Here is a 19,152-nt window from a genome sequence, read left to right on the forward strand (position 1 = left end):
ACGAACATGGCCATCAGCGATTACGAAATGATCGACGCCTGGAAACGCGTGCTGACGCTCTCGAAGCTTCAGCCCGGCCAGACGGTCACGATACTCACGAGCGCATCGACGCATCCGCAGACGCTATCGACCGCGCTTGTCGCCACGCAGTCGATGGGCGCGGTCGTCAACCGCCTCGATCTGCTGCCGGTGAACGGCGAGAAGGCGCTGTCGCGCGATTCGCTCGCGTATCTCGGCACCACACCGCTCACGGGGAATCACGCGGCCATCGCCGCATTGAAGGCGAGCGATCTCGTGCTCGATCTGATGACGCTGTTGTTCTCGCCGGAGCAGCACGACATTCTGAAGAGCGGCACCAAGATTCTGCTCGCGGTCGAGCCACCCGAAGTGCTCGCGCGCCTCGTGCCGACCGAAGCCGATCGCACGCGCGTGCGCGCCGCCGCGAAGCGTATCGAGGGCGCGCGCCGCGTGAGCGTCAAGTCGAAGTCCGGCACCGATCTCGTGTGTCCGCTCGGCGAGTTTCCGGCGATCTCCGAATACGGTTTCGTCGATGAACCCGGCCGCTGGGATCACTGGCCGAGCGGTTTCGTGCTGACGTTCCCGAACGAAGGCGCGACGCGCGGGCAGATCGTCATCGATCGCGGCGACATTCTGCTGCCGCAAAAACGCTATGTGAACGACCCGATCACGCTGACCGTCGAAAACGGCTACGCGACGCAGATCGAAGGCGGCGTCGATGCGGCCTTGCTGCGCGACTACATGGAATCGTTCAACGATCCCGAAGGTTATGCGATCTCGCACATCGGCTGGGGATTGCAACCGCGCGCGCGCTGGTCGACGCTCGGTCTCTACGACCGCGAAGCGACCATCGGCATGGATGCGCGCGCGTTCGAAGGCAATTTCCTGTTCTCGCTCGGACCGAACAACGAGGCGGGCGGAAGCCGCACCACGACCTGTCATATCGACATTCCGCTGCGCCATTGCGACGTGATGCTCGACGGCGATCCCGTCGTGCTGAACGGCGTCGTGATGGATCGTTAAATACGTGAGGGGCACGCACATGAGCGTTATCGAAAGCCACGCCGAATCGGGCGTGTACAAAAGCCAGGGCTTCGGCACGCCGCTGCCTGTGAAGGGCAACGTGGGCTTGCTGATCGTCGATTTCGTCGTCGGCTTCGCGGACCCGCACACGTTCGGCGGCGGCAATATCGAGCCGGCCATCGCGCGCACGGTGCATCTGCTCGCGGCCGCGCGCCGCCACGGCTGGCCGGTCGCGCACAGCCGCATTGTCTATGCGGACAACGGCAGCGACGACAACATCTTCTCCATCAAGGTGCCCGGCATGGCCACGCTGACGGAAGATCATCCGAACAGCGCGATCGTGCCCGAGCTCACGCCCGCGCGCGGCGAACTCGTCGTGCGCAAGACCGTGCCTTCCGCGTTCTTCGGCACGCAGCTCGCGCCGTGGCTGTCGCAACGCGCGGTGCAGACGCTGTTGGTGGCGGGCGCGGTGACGAGCGGATGCGTGCGCGCCAGTGTCGTCGATGCGATGTCGCATGGCTTTCGTCCGCTCGTCGTGTCCGATTGCGTCGGCGACCGCGCGATTGCGCCGCACGAAGCGAATCTCTTCGACATGGCGCAGAAATACGCGGCGGTCATGCCGCTCGAAGACGCGCTTCATACGCTGGAAAGCGCCGCCGCAGCGGCCCGCTGAACCCGTTTCCCGCAGCACCGGAAGTCCCCGCGCAGGCCGCCCGGGGCGCTTCCGCACGCCTGGCCAAAATAACAATAACTATATGATTTAAAAGCGATTTATTTCGAAAACCATTGCTTTCCGGATTTTGTCTTCGTAACTTATTTTCGTGGCTGAACGCAGGTCGCTACGCACGCTGATTCGCTCGCGGTGGCGCAAACAACGCTTCGATTTTCCAAGGAACACGACATGTCTTCCCCTTCACTCGACACGACGCGCGCCCCGGTGCTGACCGACGCGCAAGCCGAGCGCGCGCTATACCGCAAGCTCACGTGGCGGCTCATACCGTTCTTCTGTCTGTGCTATTTCTCGGCTTATCTGGACCGCGTGAACGTGGGTCTCGCGAAGCTGCAGATGCTCGACGCGCTCAAGTTCAGCGACACCGTCTACGGTCTCGGCGCGGGTTTGTTCTTCGTCGGCTATATCCTCTTCGAAGTGCCGAGCAACCTGATTCTGCAAAAGGTCGGCGCAAAGTTGTGGATCGCGCGGATCATGGTCACGTGGGGCATCCTCTCCGGCCTCACCATGTTCGTCACCACGCCCACGCAGTTCTACGTGCTGCGCTTTCTGCTCGGCGTGGCCGAAGCCGGTTTTCTGCCGGGCGTGCTGCTCTATCTCACGAACTGGTTTCCGGATGCGCGCCGCAGCAAGATCATCGCGCTCTTCATGATGGGGCTGCCGCTGTCGAGTCTGGTCGGCGGGCCGCTGTCGGGCTGGATCGTCACGTTCTTCGACGGCCTGCACGGCTGGCAAGGCTGGCAATGGCTCTTCGGTCTGGAAGCGCTGCCGTCGATCTTTCTCGGCGTGCTCGTGTTCTTCTATCTGCCGAACACGCCCGATACAGCCAAGTTCCTCGACCACGACGAACGCGCGCGCCTCAAGCTCGATCTCGCGGGCGAAGCGCATGGCGGGAAGCGTCATCGGCTGATGGATGCGTTCACCGATCCGAAGGTCTGGGCGCTCGGCCTGATCGACTTGTGCGTGCTGCTCGGCACCTACGCGATCAGCTTCTGGATGCCGACAATGCTGCGCGACTCCGGCGTGCACAGCGCGCTCACCATCGGCATGCTGACCGCGATTCCGAATGCGCTCGCCGTCGTCATGATGCTCGTCACCGGCGCGAGTTCCGACAAGTTCCGCGAACGCCGCTGGCATATCGTCGTGCCGTTCGCCTGCACCGCGTTCGGTCTGATCGCGAGCACGTTCTTCACCGGCAGCACGGCGGCGCTCGTTATCCTCTTGTCGATTGCGAATGCGGGCGTGGCCGCGGCGATGCCGGTTGTGTGGGCGCTGCCGTCCACGTTCCTGACAGGCACCGCGGCCGCCGCGGGCATTGCGTTCGCCTGTTCGATCGCCAATCTCGGCGGCTTCGCGAGCACCTACGTAATCGGCTGGCTGAAGGACTGGACGCACAGCATGAGCGCGGGTCTCATCGTGTTCGGCGTGTGCATGTTCTTCGGCTGCGTGCTCGCACTCGCGATGCCGAAGCACATCGTCAATCGTTGATATGTCCATGCGCCGTGAATTGCTGGCGCGCGACGGACGTCTCGTCGTCGTGCGCCAGCCCGCAGCACCGCCGAAGCCCGCGCCCGGCCAGCCGGGCAGCGCATCGACGTATGTGCAGGATTCGCCCGAGGTGTTCGTCGCCGTGCTCGACGACGAACGCATCCTCGCGTTCAACGGTCACGTCGATCTCGGCACGGGCATCCGCACATCGCTTGCGCAGATCGTCGCGGAAGAACTCGATGTGGCCGCCGAGCGCGTGTGCATGGTGCTCGGCGATTCAAGCGAAACGCCGAATCAAGGCCCGACGATTGCGAGCGCGTCGATTCAGATTTCCGCCGTGCCGTTGCGCGCGGCGGCGGCACAGGCGCGGCATGCGCTGGCCGAACTGGCGGCGGCGCGCTGGCAGGTCGATGCCGCGTCGTTGCGCACGGAAGACGGCTTCGTCATCGCTCGCGACGGCGCGCGGCTTTCCTTCGGCGCCTTGCTGCGCGGCCAGCGCGTCACGCTCACGCTCGATACCGCGACGGCCGTGAAAGACCCGTCGCGCTATCGCGTGGTCGGGACATCGTCGCCGCGCGTCGATTTGCCCGCGAAAGCCACCGGCACGCTCACCTTCGTTCACGACATGCGCGTGCCCGGCATGCTGCACGGACGCGTCGTGCGCCCGCCGTATCACGGGCATGACGGCGGCGCGTTCGTCGGCACTTCGCTGATCGATGTCGATCGCGCGTCCGTCGCGCATCTTCCCGGCGTGCGCGGCGTGGTGGTGATCGGCGATTTCATCGGCGTCGTGGCGGAGCGCGAAGAGCAGGCAATGCGCGCGGCGAAAGCCCTCAAGGTGCGCTGGCGCGATCTTCCCGCGCTGCCCGATCTCTCCGATCCCGCCCGCGCAATCAGCCGCGCGCCCGCGACTCGCAGGCTCTTGCAGGAAAGCGGCGATGTCGATGCCGCATGCAACGCGCCCGGCGTCACGACCTTGCAGCGGCGTTACGAATGGCCGTATCAGATGCACGCGTCGATCGGGCCGTCGTGCGCGCTCGCCGATTATCGTGACGATCGCATCGTCGTATGGTCGGGCACGCAGAATCCGCAGTCGCTACGCCACGATCTCGCGAAACTCGCAGGCCGCAACGAAGCCGATGTCGATATCGTGCGCATGGAAGCCGCGGGCTGCTATGGCCGCAACTGCGCCGACGATGTCGCGGGCGACGCGCTGCTGCTCTCCCGCGCGATGGGCGCGCCGGTGCGCGTGCAGCTATCGCGCGCGGACGAGCATCTGTGGGAACCGAAAGGCACCGCGCAAGTGATGGACGTGACGGGCAGCGTGTCGGCGGCGGGCGAGACGGTCGCGTATTCGCTCGCGACACGCTATCCGTCGAACGATGCGCCCTTGCTCGCGCTCCTGCTCACCGGCGCGATGCCGGCCGAGGCGCGCGTGTTCGAAATGGGCGATCGCACCGCCGTGTCGCCGTACACGTTTCCGCATACGCGCTTCGTCTGCGAAGACATGGCGCCGCTCGTGCGCTCGTCGTGGCTGCGGGGCGTATCGGCGCTGCCGAACTCGTTCGCGCACGATGCGTTCATCGACGAACTCGCGGTGCTCGCCGGTGCGGATCCGCTCGAATTCCGCCTGCGCCATCTCGCCGACGAACGCGCGCGCGAATTGCTGCAAGCCGTCGCGGCGCGCGCAGGCTGGCAGACGCGCTCGAAGCCGCGTCATCTCGAACAGACGGGCGAGCGCCGCGTGCGCGGGCGCGGCATCGCGTATGCGCGTTACGTGCATAGCCGTTTTCCGGGCTTCGGCGCGGCGTGGGCGGCGTGGATCGTTGATCTCGAGGTGGATCGCGTGACAGGCGAGATTCGCATCGAACGCGTGACGATCGGACAGGACACCGGCACGATGGTCAATCCCGACGGCGTGCGTCATCAGATTCACGGCAACGTCGTGCAGACGCTCGGCCGCACGCTGAAAGAGCGCGTGCGCATGAGCGACGGTATGGTGGCGTCGCGCGAATGGGGCAGCTATCCGCTGATCACGTTCGCGGAGCTGCCCGCCGTGGATGTCGTGCTGATGCCGCGTCAGGGCGAGCCGCCGCTCGGCTCCGGCGAATCGGCTTCGGTGCCGGGGCCGGCTGCCATCGCCAATGCCTTGTTCGATGCCACCGGCGTGCGCTTCTACGCGCCGCCGTTCACGCCGGAAACGGTGCGCGCGCAGTTGGAAGCGCCATGCACTGAAGGTCAGTCCCTGGGCCCGTAATCGAGCTTCGGATACCAGTCCTTCGCGCGCCCTTCCGGCGTCATGTCGAGCACGGTCCACAGCGGCATCAGGTCCGGCGCGCCGCGTGGGTCTTCGCCGGGATCGGCGGTCGAGAAATCCATCTCGCCGCTCCAGAAATGACGGATCACGCCGCCGCGCCGCGTGAACACGTTGAGCGCGGGCTCGTCGCCGCCTTCCTTCGAGATGGCGTGATAGTCGCGGCTGAAATTGCCGTTCACATCGGAAAAGAGCCGCAGATCGCGCCAGCCGCGCGCCTTCTTGAACGCGACGAGCTTCGCGAGCGGCGAACGCGCGATCACCGCGAGCGCCACGCGCTGTTCGATATCGCGCGCCTCGCCTTCCCACGCCGACAGCAGCGACGTGCACATCGGGCAAGGCCGTTCGCGCTGCGGCCCGAACATATAGCTGTAGGTGACGAGCGTGTCCTTGTCGCCGAACAGGCCCGCAAAATCCACCGGACCGCGCTCGCCGTCGAAGCGATAATCGCCGTCGACCTGACCGCCCGGCGGCAACGCGCGACGCAGCTGCGCGACGCGCTCGATATGCCGCCGCAACTCGATTTCCTCGGCCAGCAATTCGGTTCGCGCCCGGCGATACTCGGCGCTTTCGTTGGGGAATCGCATGGTGGCGCGGCTCGCCAGTTCGGCGGCGGGAATGTAGTTCGATGCAGACGTCATCAGCAGTCTCCTTTTCGATCAGAACAGATTCAATCGCGATCCGGCGCGCCGAGCGGAAACAGCGCCCGATACGGCCGCGCTTCATCGACCGCGCGCGCGAACGACGGCCGCGCGAGCAGTCGCTTGCGATACGCGATCACGTTCGCAAACTCCGCGCCGATTCGATGGCACCAGTCCGCATAAAACAGGAACGGCGCGGCGGCGCAATCGGCGAGGCTGAACGCGTTGCCGGCGGCCCATTCGCGCGTGGCCATCACGCGGTCGAGGAACGCGTAGGACGTGTCGAGCATCGCGCGGGCGTCGGCGACACCGCGCGCATCGCGTTCGTTTTCGGCGCGCATGGCATCGAAGACGATCTTCTGCTGCGGCGTCGCGACGTAGTTGTCGAAGAAGCGGTCCATCCAGCGCACCTCGAGCGCGGCGCGCGGATCTTCAGGAATCAGCCGCACCGGCCCGGGATGAAACAATCCCAGATATTCGATGATGATCGTCGATTCGATTACATGCCTTCCGTCATCCACTAGTACAGGAAAGCGTCTCATCGGCCATATTTCGCTGAGTTCGCGCATTGATTGCGGCGTCTCGGGCGTCAGCGCGCGCCATTCAAACGGCGTGCCGTTTTCGTAGAGCGCCGTCAGGACCTTCTGGCAGTAGGAGGAGAAAGGGTGCGCATACAGTTGCAGGCTCATCTGACAAGTCTCCGTGTTGTCGGACAGATTTCGAATGCGGCGCGACAGACGCGTGCCGTCTCACTGCGCCTCTTGTCGACACGACGAACGGCTGGTCGCGGAATCGACACGTCAGCCCCGTGAAAATGCAAAATTTTGTTGTGCGGCGCAACCGGCGTAAGGCGTTTGCTAACGTGCCCGGTTTTACTCCAGACGGCTCACGAATCATCATGCGCGCATACAGGATCAGAATCGTCGTGGCGGAGAGCCGGCCTGTGGTCGTGGCGGGATTGCAGCACTGGTTCCGTGCGCGCGGGCGCTTCGATCTGGCCGCGAGCGTTGCCGACGGCGCGCAGTTGATCGACGCGCTGGCATCCGTCGAATGCGATCTGATCGTGCTGAGCGGCGGCATCGAAAATATCGAAGATATCGAAGGCCAAGGCGACGACGCGTTCGCGCTGCTGCGCGCGGTGCGGGCGTTGCGCCCGGATACGCCGGTCGTCATCTTCACCGACGAGCGCGATCCGGCGGCCCTCGTCGCGATGCAGCGCGCAGGCGCAACAGGCATAGCAAGCGTGCTCGACGATGCGCGCGCCTTCGAACGCGTCTGCGACCGCGTGCTGTCCGGCGCGAAACATGTCGTCTCGACGCGCATCGCGGCGTGTTCGCAGCCTGTCGCGGAGGCGCCCATAGTGATAGCCGCTCCCGCAGAGCCCGCCGACGCAAGCCCGGACTACGGCAACATGCGTCTGAACATCAGGCAGGTCGTCGGGCGAACGTAATGTGAAGGCGGCTCACGGCGCCGCGCTTTGTCCCATGCGTTCGCGCATCGCGCGGCAATGCCGCACGAAATTGTCCTGAGCAGCAACGAAGCGCCTGAGCGGCGTATCGATATCGTAGAAATAAATATTCGCGACGAAGCCATACACGGCGGCGTCGATGCTCGCGGGCGACGCGCCGAACATGAACGGCTGGTCGCCCAACCGGTTCGCCACCGCCTGAAGATCGCCGATGCCGCGCGCGTAGGCGTCGTCGGGTTCGTATCGGCCGATGCCCTGATAGCGATAACGCTCGAAGTTGTACTGCCGCGCGCCTTCGAGCGCGTCCGCGCCGACATCCGGAAGCGCCGCCAGCAGCGCGTCGCGAAAGCGCGGCCAGAAGCGGTCGTCGCGCCAGCGCGAATACGACATGACCCAGTAGAGATCGTCGAGCGTGCGGCGGATCAGCAGATCGAGGTCGCGCTGTTCGGGCGTGTGCGCGTCGTCGAGCGTGAGCGCGTATTTGCGCTTCAGGTGCGCGATGATCGCATCGCTGTCGCCGACGGTGACGTTGTCATCGACGAGATACGGAAGCTGGCCGCGCGGCGCCGCGCTCGTATCGATCACATGACGATGCTCGAACGGCAAGCCCGCCAGCTTCAGGAACGCGAACACCTTGAGCCCGAACGGATTGTTGTCCTCCAGGCCGAACAACTGAGGATACGAATAGAGCACGATCATGGTTGACTCCGCGAACACGCGTTGGCCGACGCAGCAATGAGGCGTCGCCCTGCAAGGACGCGCCAAGTTCGCTACGATTCCCTGTTGCTCCTGCATCTTCCCGTCACGCGCGCGTGCGTTCGGCCCGCGCGCCGCCACACACGAAAAATACTATGCCCACGCCGCCTCTTGCCATCGGTTTCACGCTCGATCCGCTCGACCGCGTTTCGGAAAAGCGCGATGACGACGCGTTCGTCGCCTCGCTGCGCGACGATCCGTCCACGCGCTTCCTGCTGTTCGCGAACAACGTGCCGCTGTTCAAGCGGACCGGCGGCCACGATCCGCTGTTCGACGCGCGCGAAACCGCGCCGCTCGGCGCGCCCTTGCAGACGGTGTTTCTGGGCCTCGACGCGGACAAACGCGCGCTTTTCGCCCTCGATCTCGACAACGCCGCAAAAAGCCAGCTCGAAGCCGATGCGATCGAAGCCGTCGAACTTCGCCCGATCGCGATGCAAGGGCTCGTTGCGCCGCCGCTCGTCAGCGCGCTCGGCGAAGCGCGCTCGATGCTGGACTGGCATCGCCGTCACCGTTTCTGCGCGAATTGCGGCCAGCCGACGAATGCCGCGGGCGCGGGCTGGCGGCGCATCTGCGGCCATTGCGGCGCGCAGCATTTTCCGCGTGTCGATCCGGTCGTCATCATGCTCGTCAGCGACGGCGAGCGCTGTCTGCTCGGCCGTCAGCCGCAATTCCTGCCCGGCATGTATTCGGCGCTCGCGGGCTTTATCGAACCGGGTGAAACGTTCGAGCACGCGGTGTTTCGCGAAGTGCTGGAGGAATCGGGCATCCGCTGCACGGACGTGCGTTATTTCGCGTCGCAGCCGTGGCCGTTTCCGTCGTCGCTGATGATCGGCTGCTTCGCGCGCACGACGGAAACGGAGATCGTCGTCGATGAAAAGGAACTCGAAGATGCGCGCTGGTTCTCGCGCGCCGAAGTCGCCGCGATGCTCGACGGCACGCATGAGCAAGGACTGTCCGCGCCGAAGCCGTTCGCGATCGCGCATCATTTGCTGAAGGCATTCGCGACGGGCGAAATCGCCTGACGCGCCGGTTTTTTTCAGACACAGGGTGAACGACATGAGCGAGAAAGGCGGCGTCCATATCTGGCTGATAAGGCATGGGGAAACCGAGTGGAGCAAGTCGGGCCAGCACACCGGCACGACCGACGTGCCGCTCACCGACGAGGGCCGCAAGCAGGCGGCGGCGCTCGCGCCCGTTCTGGCGGCGCAGCGTTTCGATCTCGTGCTGACGAGCCCGATGGGCCGCGCGATCGAAACTTGCCGGCTCGCCGGTCTCGGCGAAGGCGCGCAGGTCGAGCCGGAGTTGCACGAATGGAACTACGGCGTCTACGAAGGGCGCAAGACGCCGGACATTCGCCAGGAGATTCCGGACTGGTCCGTGTGGACGTCGCCGATTCCGCAAGGCGAAAATCTCGCGGATATCGGACGGCGCGCGCAGGCGCTTATCGACAAACTGATCGCCACGAACGCGACGAATATCGCGCTGTTCTCGCACGCGCACTTTTCGCGCGTGTTCGGCGCGCAATGGGCGACCGGCTCGCCCGCGCTCGGCGCGCATCTCGCGATGGATACCGCCGCCATGAGCGTGCTTGGGTTCGAGCGCGAGGTGCGGGCTATTCTTAAGTGGAATTTGTTGCCGTAGGCCCACTCACAGCGTTTCCCGCTCGACCAGCTCGAACCCCACATCCACACAGGTGCGCTCCGTCGCGCCGTCGAGCCGGTCGATCAAACAGCGCGCCGCCGTCGCACCGATGCGCCTGCCATCGACGCGTACGGTGGTAAGCGCGGGAATCGTGTCGGCGGTGAATTCGAGCGCGCCGAAGCCGCACACGGCAATGCGCCCCGGAATGTCGATCGCGAGCCGCCGCGCCTCCGCCACCACGCCGAGCGCGAGCAGATCGGAACTGCAGAAGATCGCATCGACGCCCGCGCGCGCCTCGATAATGCGCCGCAAGCCTTCCTTGCCGAGCGCAACGGAACTGGGCGGCGGCATCAACATTTCGGCGACATCGGCGATGCCACGTTGTGCCAGCGTCTCGACGAAGCCGCGCCGCCGCGCGAGCGCCCGCTGATCGTTGGCGGACACGAGCGCGGGCCGGCGCGCGCCGCGTGCGAGAAAGCGTTCGGCCACGGCCACGCCGATCCGGTAATGCGAAAAGCCGACGAGCATGTCGATAGGATCGTCGCTCATGTCCCACGTTTCCACGATCGGAATGGCGAGCTTGCGCAGGCGCTCGCGCAGCGTCGCGGTATGCGCCACGCCCGTCAGCAGCACGCCTTCCGGACGGCGGCTCAGCATCGCATCGAGGAGCGGGCCTTCGTGTTCATTCTGGTCCGTGTCGCCGTAACCGGACAGGCCGAGCAGCACCTGATAACCGGCGCGCGACATCGTATCGCTGAAGACCTGGATCGTTTCCGAGAAGAGCGAGTGCGCGAGCGTCGGCACGATCGCCGCGATCAGCCGCGATTTCGCCGACGACAATCCGCCCGCAAGCCGGTTCGGCACATAGCCCAGTTCGGCGACGGCCCGGCGCACGCGGGCGAGCGTTTCCGGCGCGACGGTATCGGGCGCATTGAAAACACGCGACACAGTGATCGGCGCGACGCCCGCCGCCGCGGCCACGTCGGTAATGCGAATGCCTTTCGCGCCCGTGCGAGTCGCCATGGCGTCTCCTGCGTGATGAGCGTCACAAGCGTAATGCGCAAGCTCAGCCGCGCTGCGCCCGCCACGCCCGGTAAGCGGCGAGCGTTTCCTCGTTCGGCGGATAAGTGCCGCGCAGCACCGCGCCGCCCTCCACGCGCGCCGACAGAAACTCCTCCATGATTTCCTGCTCGGCCGAGTCCCGCGCGACTTCCTCGGCCATATGACGCGGCACGATCACGACGCCGTCCACATCGCCGACGACGATATCGCCCGGATACACCGCCACGCCGCCGCACGCGATCGGCACGTCCATGTCGACAGCGTGATGCTTTGCGAGATTGAGCGTGGCGCTCGCGCCCGCGCAAAACAGCGGCAGCCCGATATCGCCGATGGTGCCGCTGTCGCGCACGCAGCCGTCCGACACCATGCCCGCGACGCCGCGAATCTTGAGGCGCGTCGTGAGAATCGAACCCGTCGATGCGACGCCGCGTTCGCCGCGGCAATCCTGCACGAGCACGCTGCCCGGCGGCGCGGTCTCGACGGCTTTGCGCTGCGGATGGTCCGGGTCCTGAAACACGCCGACGTGATCCAGATCTTCGCGCGCCGGGATATTGCGCAGCGTGAACGCGGGCCCGACCATGTTCGGCGCGCCCTTCGCGGGTTTCACGAGCGGCGCGACGCCTTGCAGAAACACGTTGCGCAGGCCGCGCTTGAAAAGCTGCGTCGTGAGCGTCGCGGTGCTGACGTGGCGCAGCAGTTCGATGGTGTCGTCGGAGATGTTCGTCATCGTCATGGAGTTGCGCTCAGTGGATCTCGGGTTCATCGCCGGACGTGGTGTGTTCTTCGATGCGCTCTTCGAGGAAATCGAAGTCGCAGCCCTTGTCGGCCTGCGTCACATGCAGTTGATGCATCACGCCGAAACCGCGCTCGAACGGACGCTTCGGCGGCTTCCATGCGGCGCGGCGCGCGGCGAGTTCTTCGTCGCTCACATCGAGATGCAGGCGGCGCGCGGGCACGTCCAGTTCGACGATATCGCCGTCCTTCACCAGCGCGAGCGGCCCGCCGACGAACGATTCCGGCGCCACGTGCAGCACGCACGCGCCGTAACTCGTGCCGCTCATGCGCGCGTCCGAGATGCGCACCATGTCGCGCACGCCTTGCTTCAAAAGCTTTTGCGGGATCGGTAACTGGCCCCATTCCGGCATGCCCGGCGCGCCGACCGGCCCCGCATGCTTGAGCACGATCACGGAATCGGCGGTGATGTCGAGCGTTTCGTCGTCGATGCGCGCGGCCATGTCGGCGTAATCGCGGAACACGACCGCCGGACCGCGATGTTTCAGCAAGTGCGCTTCCATCGCGGCGGGTTTGATGACGGCGCCGTCCGGCGCGAGATTGCCGGTGAGCACGGCGAGGCCGTCGTTCGGGACGAGAGGATTGTCGCGGCGGCGAATCACGTCGTCGTTGAAAATCTCGGCGCCCGCGATGTTTTCGCCGAGCGTGCGGCCATTGACGGTGCGTTGCGAGCCGTCGATCAGATCGCCGAGTTCCGCGAGCAGCGCGCGCAGGCCGCCCGCGTAGAAGAAGTCTTCCATCAGGTACTTGCCCGCCGGACGGATATTGCCGATCACCGGCGTCACGCGCGCGAGTTCGTCGAAACGCGCGGTCGTGAGCGGCACGCCCGCGCGCCGCGCAACCGCCACCAGATGCACGATCGCGTTGGTCGAGCCGGACATCGCGAGCACGGTCGTCACCGCGTTGTCGAAGGCTTTCGGCGTGAGGATGTCGGACGGCTTGAGGTCCGTCCACACCATCTCGACGATGCGCTGTCCCGTCAGCGACGCGTGCTGCGCGTGCCGCGAATCGACCGCCGGAATCGACGCGAAGCCCGGCAGCGTCAGGCCCAGCGCTTCGGCGGCGCTCGTCATGGTGGAGGCGGTGCCCATCGTCATGCAATGGCCCGGCGAGCGCGCGATGCCGCTCTCCACGCCCTTCCACTCGTCTTCGCTGATCTTGCCCGCGCGCAGTTCCGCCCAGTATTTCCACGTGTCGGAGCCGCTGCCGAGCGTGCGGCCGTTCCAGTCGCCGCGCAGCATCGGGCCGGCGGGAAGGTAGATCGCGGGGAGATTCATGCTGATCGCGCCCATCAGCAGGCCGGGCGTGGTTTTGTCGCAGCCGCCCATCAGCACGCAGCCGTCGAACGGATACGAGCGCAGCACTTCCTCGACTTCCATCGCGAGGAAATTGCGGTAGAGCATGGTGGTCGGCTTCTGGAACGGCTCGGCGAGCGTCATCACCGGCATTTCGACGGGAAAGCCGCCCGCCTGCCACACGCCGCGCTTCACTTCCTCGACGCGTTGCTTGAAATGCGTGTGGCACGAGTTGATCTCGCTCCACGTGTTCAGCACGGCGATGACCGGCTTGCCCATGTAGTCCGACGGGTGATAGCCCATCTGCGCCGTGCGCGAGCGATGCCCGAACGAGCGCAGATCGTTCACGCCGTACCAACGGTGACTGCGCAGTTCCTCCGGCGTCTTGCGGTGGGAAGTCAAACAGCGTCTCCTTGATGGTAGCGTTACCATTCGAATCGAAAAAATGGTAGCCCCGTCATCCGCGAGCGTCGCTTGGGGTTTATCCCCACGAATTGCTTATTTAAGGTTGAGCTGGACGGACGAGAGCAGTTCGGACAAGCCGAGCCACAGAATCTGCACGCCGATGCAGAAGATCACGAACGCGAACAGGCGCATGGCGACCTGCGTGCCGACGGTGCCGAGCAGCCGTTCGAGATGCCCGGCGAAGCGCACGCACACATAGATGCTGATGCAGAGAATCACGAGCCCGACGCCCACGCCCGCGAGATGCACCGGCTGCAGGCCGTGGCGCGGCGAACCGGTGCCGAGCGCAATGGCGACGGCAATCGCGCCCGGACCGACGGTAATCGGCAAGGTGAGCGGATAGAACGCCTTCGCGCGCAGCGATGCGCCGCTGCGCGGCTTGGGCACGGTTTCGGCGGAATCGTCGTCGTCGGGTGCCTGGAGCAGGCCCCAGCCCGCCATCGCGACGACAAAGCCGCCCGCGACCCGCAACACGGCAATCGAGATGCCGAAGAACGACAGCACATAAGCGCCGATGGACAGCGACGCCAGCAAAATCGCGAAACTGTTGATCGATATGCGCCGCGCCAGTTCGGCGCGATCCGCGTCGCCGATATGCGGCAGCATGCTCAGCACGACGAGCGCCGTCGCCGGTGGATTGATGATCGGGAACAGACCGGCGACGATCACGAGAACCGTCTTGGCGAATTCGTTGAGCATGCGGGCGATTGTGTGTTCATCATTTGGCCGCATTGTGCCCGTGGCACGCGCGGCGTGCAGGGAACCGGCAATCGGGCGAACCGCAATCAGGCAAACGGCGCCGTGAGAATCAGCGCGCATTCGGTCAGGAACGAACCGAGCCCGACGCCGATCAGCACGCGCGCGATGTACGTCCACATGCGGTTATCGACATTGCCGGAACAGCGCCACGCGAGCGTGCACCACAGCAGATAGAGCGCGGCACACGCGGCGAACAGGCCCAGCATGCCGGGCCAGAACCAGACGGTGATCAGCAGGAAGGTTTCGGGAGCGAGGCCGCTGATCCAGAGGTCGAGGTAGACGAACCACCAGACGAGGTGGATCGGCACGCCCAACAGCCACCAGACTTTCCAGAAGCGTTCTTCTCCGCGCCAGGCCTTGCGAAACATGGGTTGCGATGCAGTGAAAGAGGCACGCATTCTACTCTCCCACGCGCGCCGCGCCGGCGGCCGGATCATGCCGACAGGCTGCGTCGTCTGGCTTCCATGCGCGTGATGAGCCGTTGCAGCACGTTCTCCGCCGCGCCGGAAAGCCGCACGAAGCGGAATCCGACGATATAACGCACATCGCCGCGTGGCGTCGTGACGCTGCGCGGCGAGATCAGTTCGAGATCGACGGAAAAGGCCGCGCCCGGACCGAGATGCAGCGTGACATCGCCGAACACGGTGCCGACTTCCGTTTCCGCCAGACGCGCCGTGTCCATTCTCAACGCGACGCCGCCGAGCGACAGGTCGTGCACTTCGTAGCGGAAGGCTTCGCCGTCGGCGTAGGTGCCTCGGGCGTAGTACGGATCGAGGATCGGCGTCGGCACGCGGAAGTATTCGCGGCGCTGGAACTGATAGAGCTTGCGCGGGAAATCGACTTCGAACGCCTGCCGGCCTTCGTAGGTCACGGCGCGCGCGGCGTCGGTGGTGAACTCGACGCGCACGCCCTCCGGCGCGGCCTTGAAATAGAGCTGACGCGCGGCGAGCAGCGCGCGGTTGTCCGACTCCACGCCGCCCCAGTCGAACACGATGCGCGCCTCGCGGGCATCGACTTCCAGCAACTGCGTGACGATCTGGTCGGGTCCGCTCGTCACCGTCAGCATGTCGCGGCGCAGCGCGAGACTGCGCAGGCAGACGGAAATTTCGGAAGGCGTGTGACGCGCGAAGCGTTCGTGATCTTCGGCGAATTTTTCGATGTCGGATGTGTGCGGCAACGGTTCAGCGAGCATGATGGTCCAATCTAATTTTCGGTTTGGGACGACAAACTGCGCGAGCGGCATCGCCCATGCTTCTTCGATGCGACGGCCTGATGTCAGATATGTTGCACGAAAAATCCGGCTTCAGTCGGTCAGTAACAACTAGATTTCCACGCTAATTCAGCGTTTTGCAGGGCAGCAAAGGACACTTTCTTACGTTTTCTTTGCTCAGATGAAAAAGGCCGGACGCATGGTCCGGCCTTCGTGTGCTTCACAAAAACGTATTACGCAAGCACATCGACCTCGCTGGCGAGCGCACGGCGTCGCAGGGGCGCGAGCGCCGCGCCCAGCCGCTCGCCGTGCGCCTCGCTGATCACGCGCCCCAGCACTTCGCCGAAGCGCGGTTCATCGACGCCCGACACGATGTACTGCCAGCGATACGCATCCAGCAACCCCGCATGCACGCGCGCCTCTTCGTCGCCGGACAAAGCGCGGTCGAGATGCGTGACGAAGTAATGCGCGTCGGCGACGGCCTGCGCCTGCAACATGCCGTCGATCGCGGCGACGAGTTCGATCAGGTCGCCGATGGCGGCATCGCGCGCCGTGTCGCTGATGCGCGCGTCCTCGCGCATCCATTCCAGTTCGTCGATGATCGCGTGCTGCGATTCCTCTTTCCAGTGGAACAGGAAGATGTCCTTGAATAGCGGCGACAACGTGCTGTCGGCCTCGATGCTCTGCCGGTAATGCACCTGCGTGACGATCTCGATGCAGCACGTCAGCGCGAGAATCGACCACGTCGATTTGCCGAGCACGAACGTGGCGACGTCATCGGCCTGCGGAATGAAGCGGTAGCCGGGCGGCAGCGCCTCGGCGGCGAGCGACTCGACGCGGCGGAACAGTTCCTGATGCTTCAGTTCCTCGTCGGTGAAGCGGACGATCGCCTCGAGCGCGGTCTGATCGCCGAGCGCGTGTTCGCAGCCGACTTCCATCATCTTCGCGCCGATGAAGCGTTCGATCATGCCGAACATGTTGGCGTACGTGCGGCCCTGAATCTGCGACATCAGGCGGCGTTCGCGCGCATCCAGAAACGGCAGCCGATGCACTTCGCTGAGCCCGTCGGGCATGAAGGCGTGTGCGGGATCGAAGCGGCGGCCGCGCAACACGTCGCGATCGATATCCCAGCGAATACGGCGGGACACTTCGATGCACTTGGCGTAGCGCTGCTGCGTGCTCAGGGTGCTTAACTCGGGGTGAACGGCATTCATATGCGAACTCCGGATGATGCTGCGTCGATGACGGCGGATGAACGGGCCGCCAGGGCGGCGGCTCGATACGTCGAACAGGTCGGCGTAGTGGAGGCGTCGCGTCACCGTTCTGCGAAGCATTCTCGGCAGATGCACGCTTGCGCACATGAGGCGCTTGTCCCGGACACGAACCGGGACGCGAGGTTTTGGCGGCTGATGAGTGGGACTAGTGTCCCGACGAGGTCAGGCAGCAGATCAGGCAGCGGGTGCGTCGAACCCGGCGCGGCGCGCGAGCACGATGGCCTGCGCCCGGCTCTCGACTTCGAGCTTCGCGAAGATGCTGGTGATGTGATTGCGCACGGTCTTTTCGCTCAGCGCGAGACGCGCGGCGATCTGCGCGTTGTCGCGCCCGCCGGCGAGCAATTCGACGATATCGCGCTCGCGCGGCGTCAACGCGGAAAACGCGGGATCGATCGCCGGCGCCGACGGCAAAAATGCGTGCACTTCCTCGCGCCACCGCTGCCACGCGGCGTCGCTTTCGAGCACCAGATGATTCTCGCTTTCCAGCGGCACGAAACGCGCGCCGGGAATCTGTCCGGCGAGCAGACGGCTTTCGTCGAAGGGCACGCGCGCGTCGCCGCTTGCGTGCAGCACGAGCGTCGGGCATTCCACGCGCGGCAGCAGATCGACCACGTCGATTTCATTGAACACGCGCATGATGCGCGCGGCGTTGCGCGGCGTGGTCGTGAGCCGTTCGAGTTCGTTGAACCAGTGGTGCTGCGCGGGCGTGCCGCCAGGGATGAACTGCGTCGTGAAAAACTGGCGGAAAGCGGGATTGTGCTTGCCCCAGCCGAGTTCCGCGAGTTTGACGAGCATCTCGGCTTCCTCGTGCTGCGCGGGATCGCGGGTGCGCTTGAGCCGGCCGCGCGCATAGCCGCCGTGCAGCACGAGATGCGTCACGCGTTCCGGATGCGCGACCGCATACGCGATGGCAATCGACGCACCCTGCGATATGCCGAGCAACGGAAAGCGTTCGAGCCCGCTCGCTTCGACCACCGTTTCGAGATCGCGCAACCAGGCGTCGAAGGAAATATCGGCAACGTCATGATCCGAGAGGCCGCAGCCGCGCTGATCGTAGCGAATCAACTGATGCCGTCCGCACAGCTCGACCATCAGATGGCTCCAGACCGGACTCGTGAAATCCAGTTCCAGATGACTGAGCCAGTTCGCCGCCTTGATGAGCGGAGGGCCGGAGCCGCACGTCGCGTACGCGATGCGCACGCCGTCGCTGGCCGTGCACAGGCGGATCTGCTGACGAGGCGTGGGCGGGCGCGTCACCATCGATGAAAAATGTAAGTATGGACTACGTACAAAGCGATGGCCGCACGGCATTCGCGCGCGACTGCCCATGCTCGCGCGTAAACGTTTGGAAAGTCAATATCGTAAGCTGGCGCGCGGCGTCAGCCTGTTGCGTTCAGGATTGCGCGCGCACCGGCAGCGTCGCGACGAACTGTTCGATTGCCGCGAACAGCGCCGCCCGGCGCACGCCGTCCTGCGCCTGAATCGACAAACCCGCGAACAGCGTCATGCACAGCGCGGCGAGCGCCGGGACGTTGGTGCGCGGGTCGAGTTCGCCGTTTTCGACCGCCCGCGCCAACCGCTCCGCGACAATGCCCGCAACCCGGCGCCTGCGCTCGTGCAATTCGGCGCGTAATTGCGCGTGCTCGGCGCCGACCGACATCGCGCCGAGAAAGATCATGCAGCCGCGCGGATTCGCCGAGCCGGTAAAAAGCTCGGCGCTCGTGCGAAACATTGCGCGCAGGCCTTCGCTCACCGACTCGTGCGCGAGCAACTGGCGCAACGCCGCGCCGCCTTCGGCGTCGATATACAGATCCACCGCCTCGCGATACAGGTCTTCCTTGCTGCCGAACGCGGCGTAAAGGCTCGGCGAATTGATGCCCATGGCATCGACGAGATCGGCCATCGAGCAGGTGTCGTAGCCCTTGTCCCAGAACACGTTCATTGCGCATCTGAGCGCCGCCTCGCGGTCGAACTCGCGCGGGCGGCCGCGCGCCTTGTGATGCGTCTCCTGTGCTGCCGACGACATGTCTCGCTCCCTTATTCGCATTTTTAGTCGTATGAATCGCCGTGCCTGCCATTGTTCAGCCGGACGCAATTCTGAATTATGTGTCGATCGTAACAAAATAACTGGACCTTGTCCCGGCCGGATGTTTAAATATCTGTATTGATCGTCACATAAATCGCGAACTACTACTTTTGGAGCGTATTCCCATGAA

19 protein-coding genes are annotated in these 19,152 nt (G+C 65.0%); 7 read left to right on the forward strand and 12 right to left on the reverse strand.

All coding sequences use genetic code 11. The features are described from left to right. The first annotated feature begins 6 nt into the window (after nt 1-6). The 4 genes from BRPE64_RS29870 (at nt 7) to BRPE64_RS29885 (ending at nt 5,516) form a co-directional block, all read left to right on the forward strand. Nucleotides 7-1,041, forward strand: coding sequence for a M29 family metallopeptidase (locus BRPE64_RS29870; protein WP_016348743.1), 1,035 nt, complete (start codon nt 7-9; stop codon nt 1,039-1,041). A 19-nt stretch (nt 1,042-1,060) separates the two neighbouring features. Next, entirely contained in the window at nt 1,061-1,714 is a 654-nt protein-coding gene (locus BRPE64_RS29875; RefSeq protein WP_016348744.1) for an isochorismatase family protein, read from the forward strand. A gap of 228 nt (nt 1,715-1,942) precedes the next feature. Further along, nucleotides 1,943-3,259 carry an MFS transporter gene (locus BRPE64_RS29880; protein ID WP_044043582.1) on the forward strand — a complete coding sequence of 439 codons (1,317 nt, stop codon included), beginning with the start codon at nt 1,943-1,945 and terminating at the stop codon, nt 3,257-3,259. A gap of 1 nt (nt 3,260) precedes the next feature. Further along, nucleotides 3,261-5,516 carry a xanthine dehydrogenase family protein molybdopterin-binding subunit gene (locus BRPE64_RS29885; protein WP_016348746.1) on the forward strand — a complete coding sequence of 752 codons (2,256 nt, stop codon included), beginning with the start codon at nt 3,261-3,263 and terminating at the stop codon, nt 5,514-5,516. Here BRPE64_RS29885 and BRPE64_RS29890 read toward each other — a convergent pair. Further along, nucleotides 5,498-6,214, reverse strand: a complete 717-nt coding sequence (locus BRPE64_RS29890) for a DUF899 family protein (RefSeq protein WP_016348747.1) — start codon at nt 6,212-6,214, stop codon at nt 5,498-5,500. The genes BRPE64_RS29885 and BRPE64_RS29890 overlap by 19 nt on opposite strands. A 29-nt stretch (nt 6,215-6,243) precedes the next feature. After that, the gene (locus BRPE64_RS29895; RefSeq protein ID WP_016348748.1) at nt 6,244-6,903 is read right to left on the reverse strand and encodes a glutathione S-transferase family protein; all 660 of its coding nucleotides are present in this window, start codon (nt 6,901-6,903) and stop codon (nt 6,244-6,246) included. Nucleotides 6,904-7,112: 209 nt separating this feature from the next. Between BRPE64_RS29895 and BRPE64_RS29900 the strand changes: the two genes are divergently transcribed. Further along, nucleotides 7,113-7,664 (forward strand): response regulator, encoded by a 552-nt coding sequence (locus BRPE64_RS29900; protein ID WP_044043584.1) that lies wholly within the window; start codon nt 7,113-7,115, stop codon nt 7,662-7,664. A gap of 12 nt (nt 7,665-7,676) precedes the next feature. Here BRPE64_RS29900 and BRPE64_RS29905 read toward each other — a convergent pair whose 3' ends face one another. Next, on the reverse strand, nt 7,677-8,381 hold the full coding sequence (locus BRPE64_RS29905; RefSeq protein WP_016348750.1) for a glutathione S-transferase family protein: 705 nt from the start codon (nt 8,379-8,381) through the stop codon (nt 7,677-7,679). Nucleotides 8,382-8,533: 152 nt separating this feature from the next. Here BRPE64_RS29905 and nudC point away from each other — a divergent pair, with 152 nt between their 5' ends. Together nudC and BRPE64_RS29915 are read left to right on the forward strand one after the other, a co-directional pair. Beyond that, nucleotides 8,534-9,460 (forward strand): NAD(+) diphosphatase, encoded by a 927-nt coding sequence (gene nudC / locus BRPE64_RS29910; protein WP_016348751.1) that lies wholly within the window; start codon nt 8,534-8,536, stop codon nt 9,458-9,460. A 34-nt stretch (nt 9,461-9,494) separates the two neighbouring features. Continuing rightward, nucleotides 9,495-10,079, forward strand: a complete 585-nt coding sequence (locus tag BRPE64_RS29915; protein WP_044043903.1) for a histidine phosphatase family protein — start codon at nt 9,495-9,497, stop codon at nt 10,077-10,079. 6 nt (nt 10,080-10,085) lie between these two features. Here BRPE64_RS29915 and BRPE64_RS29920 read toward each other — a convergent pair whose 3' ends face one another. The 9 genes from BRPE64_RS29920 to BRPE64_RS29960 all read right to left on the reverse strand — a co-directional run bounded on the left by BRPE64_RS29920 (nt 10,086) and on the right by BRPE64_RS29960 (nt 18,962). Beyond that, nucleotides 10,086-11,102: a LacI family DNA-binding transcriptional regulator gene (locus BRPE64_RS29920; protein WP_016348753.1), complete on the reverse strand. Its 1,017-nt coding sequence runs from the start codon at nt 11,100-11,102 to the stop codon at nt 10,086-10,088. A gap of 43 nt (nt 11,103-11,145) precedes the next feature. Next, on the reverse strand, nt 11,146-11,874 hold the full coding sequence (locus BRPE64_RS29925; protein WP_016348754.1) for a ribonuclease activity regulator RraA: 729 nt from the start codon (nt 11,872-11,874) through the stop codon (nt 11,146-11,148). A gap of 10 nt (nt 11,875-11,884) precedes the next feature. Further along, nucleotides 11,885-13,630, reverse strand: coding sequence for an L-arabinonate dehydratase (araD, locus tag BRPE64_RS29930; RefSeq protein WP_016348755.1), 1,746 nt, complete (start codon nt 13,628-13,630; stop codon nt 11,885-11,887). A 96-nt stretch (nt 13,631-13,726) separates the two neighbouring features. After that, the gene (locus tag BRPE64_RS29935) at nt 13,727-14,392 is read right to left on the reverse strand and encodes a MarC family protein (protein WP_016348756.1); all 666 of its coding nucleotides are present in this window, start codon (nt 14,390-14,392) and stop codon (nt 13,727-13,729) included. Between the two features lie 86 nt (nt 14,393-14,478). Further along, on the reverse strand, nt 14,479-14,820 hold the full coding sequence (locus tag BRPE64_RS29940) for a hypothetical protein (RefSeq protein ID WP_016348757.1): 342 nt from the start codon (nt 14,818-14,820) through the stop codon (nt 14,479-14,481). Between the two features lie 65 nt (nt 14,821-14,885). Beyond that, entirely contained in the window at nt 14,886-15,644 is a 759-nt protein-coding gene (locus tag BRPE64_RS29945; RefSeq protein WP_016348758.1) for a flagellar brake protein, read from the reverse strand. A gap of 251 nt (nt 15,645-15,895) precedes the next feature. After that, the gene (locus BRPE64_RS29950; protein WP_044043906.1) at nt 15,896-16,876 is read right to left on the reverse strand and encodes a hypothetical protein; all 981 of its coding nucleotides are present in this window, start codon (nt 16,874-16,876) and stop codon (nt 15,896-15,898) included. Nucleotides 16,877-17,110: 234 nt separating this feature from the next. Continuing rightward, on the reverse strand, nt 17,111-18,196 hold the full coding sequence (locus BRPE64_RS29955) for an alpha/beta fold hydrolase (protein ID WP_016348760.1): 1,086 nt from the start codon (nt 18,194-18,196) through the stop codon (nt 17,111-17,113). 133 nt (nt 18,197-18,329) lie between these two features. After that, nucleotides 18,330-18,962, reverse strand: a complete 633-nt coding sequence (locus BRPE64_RS29960) for a TetR/AcrR family transcriptional regulator (RefSeq protein ID WP_016348761.1) — start codon at nt 18,960-18,962, stop codon at nt 18,330-18,332. Nucleotides 18,963-19,152 lie beyond the last annotated feature (190 nt).

This window comes from Caballeronia insecticola, assembly GCF_000402035.1.
Classification (GTDB): domain Bacteria; phylum Pseudomonadota; class Gammaproteobacteria; order Burkholderiales; family Burkholderiaceae; genus Caballeronia; species Caballeronia insecticola.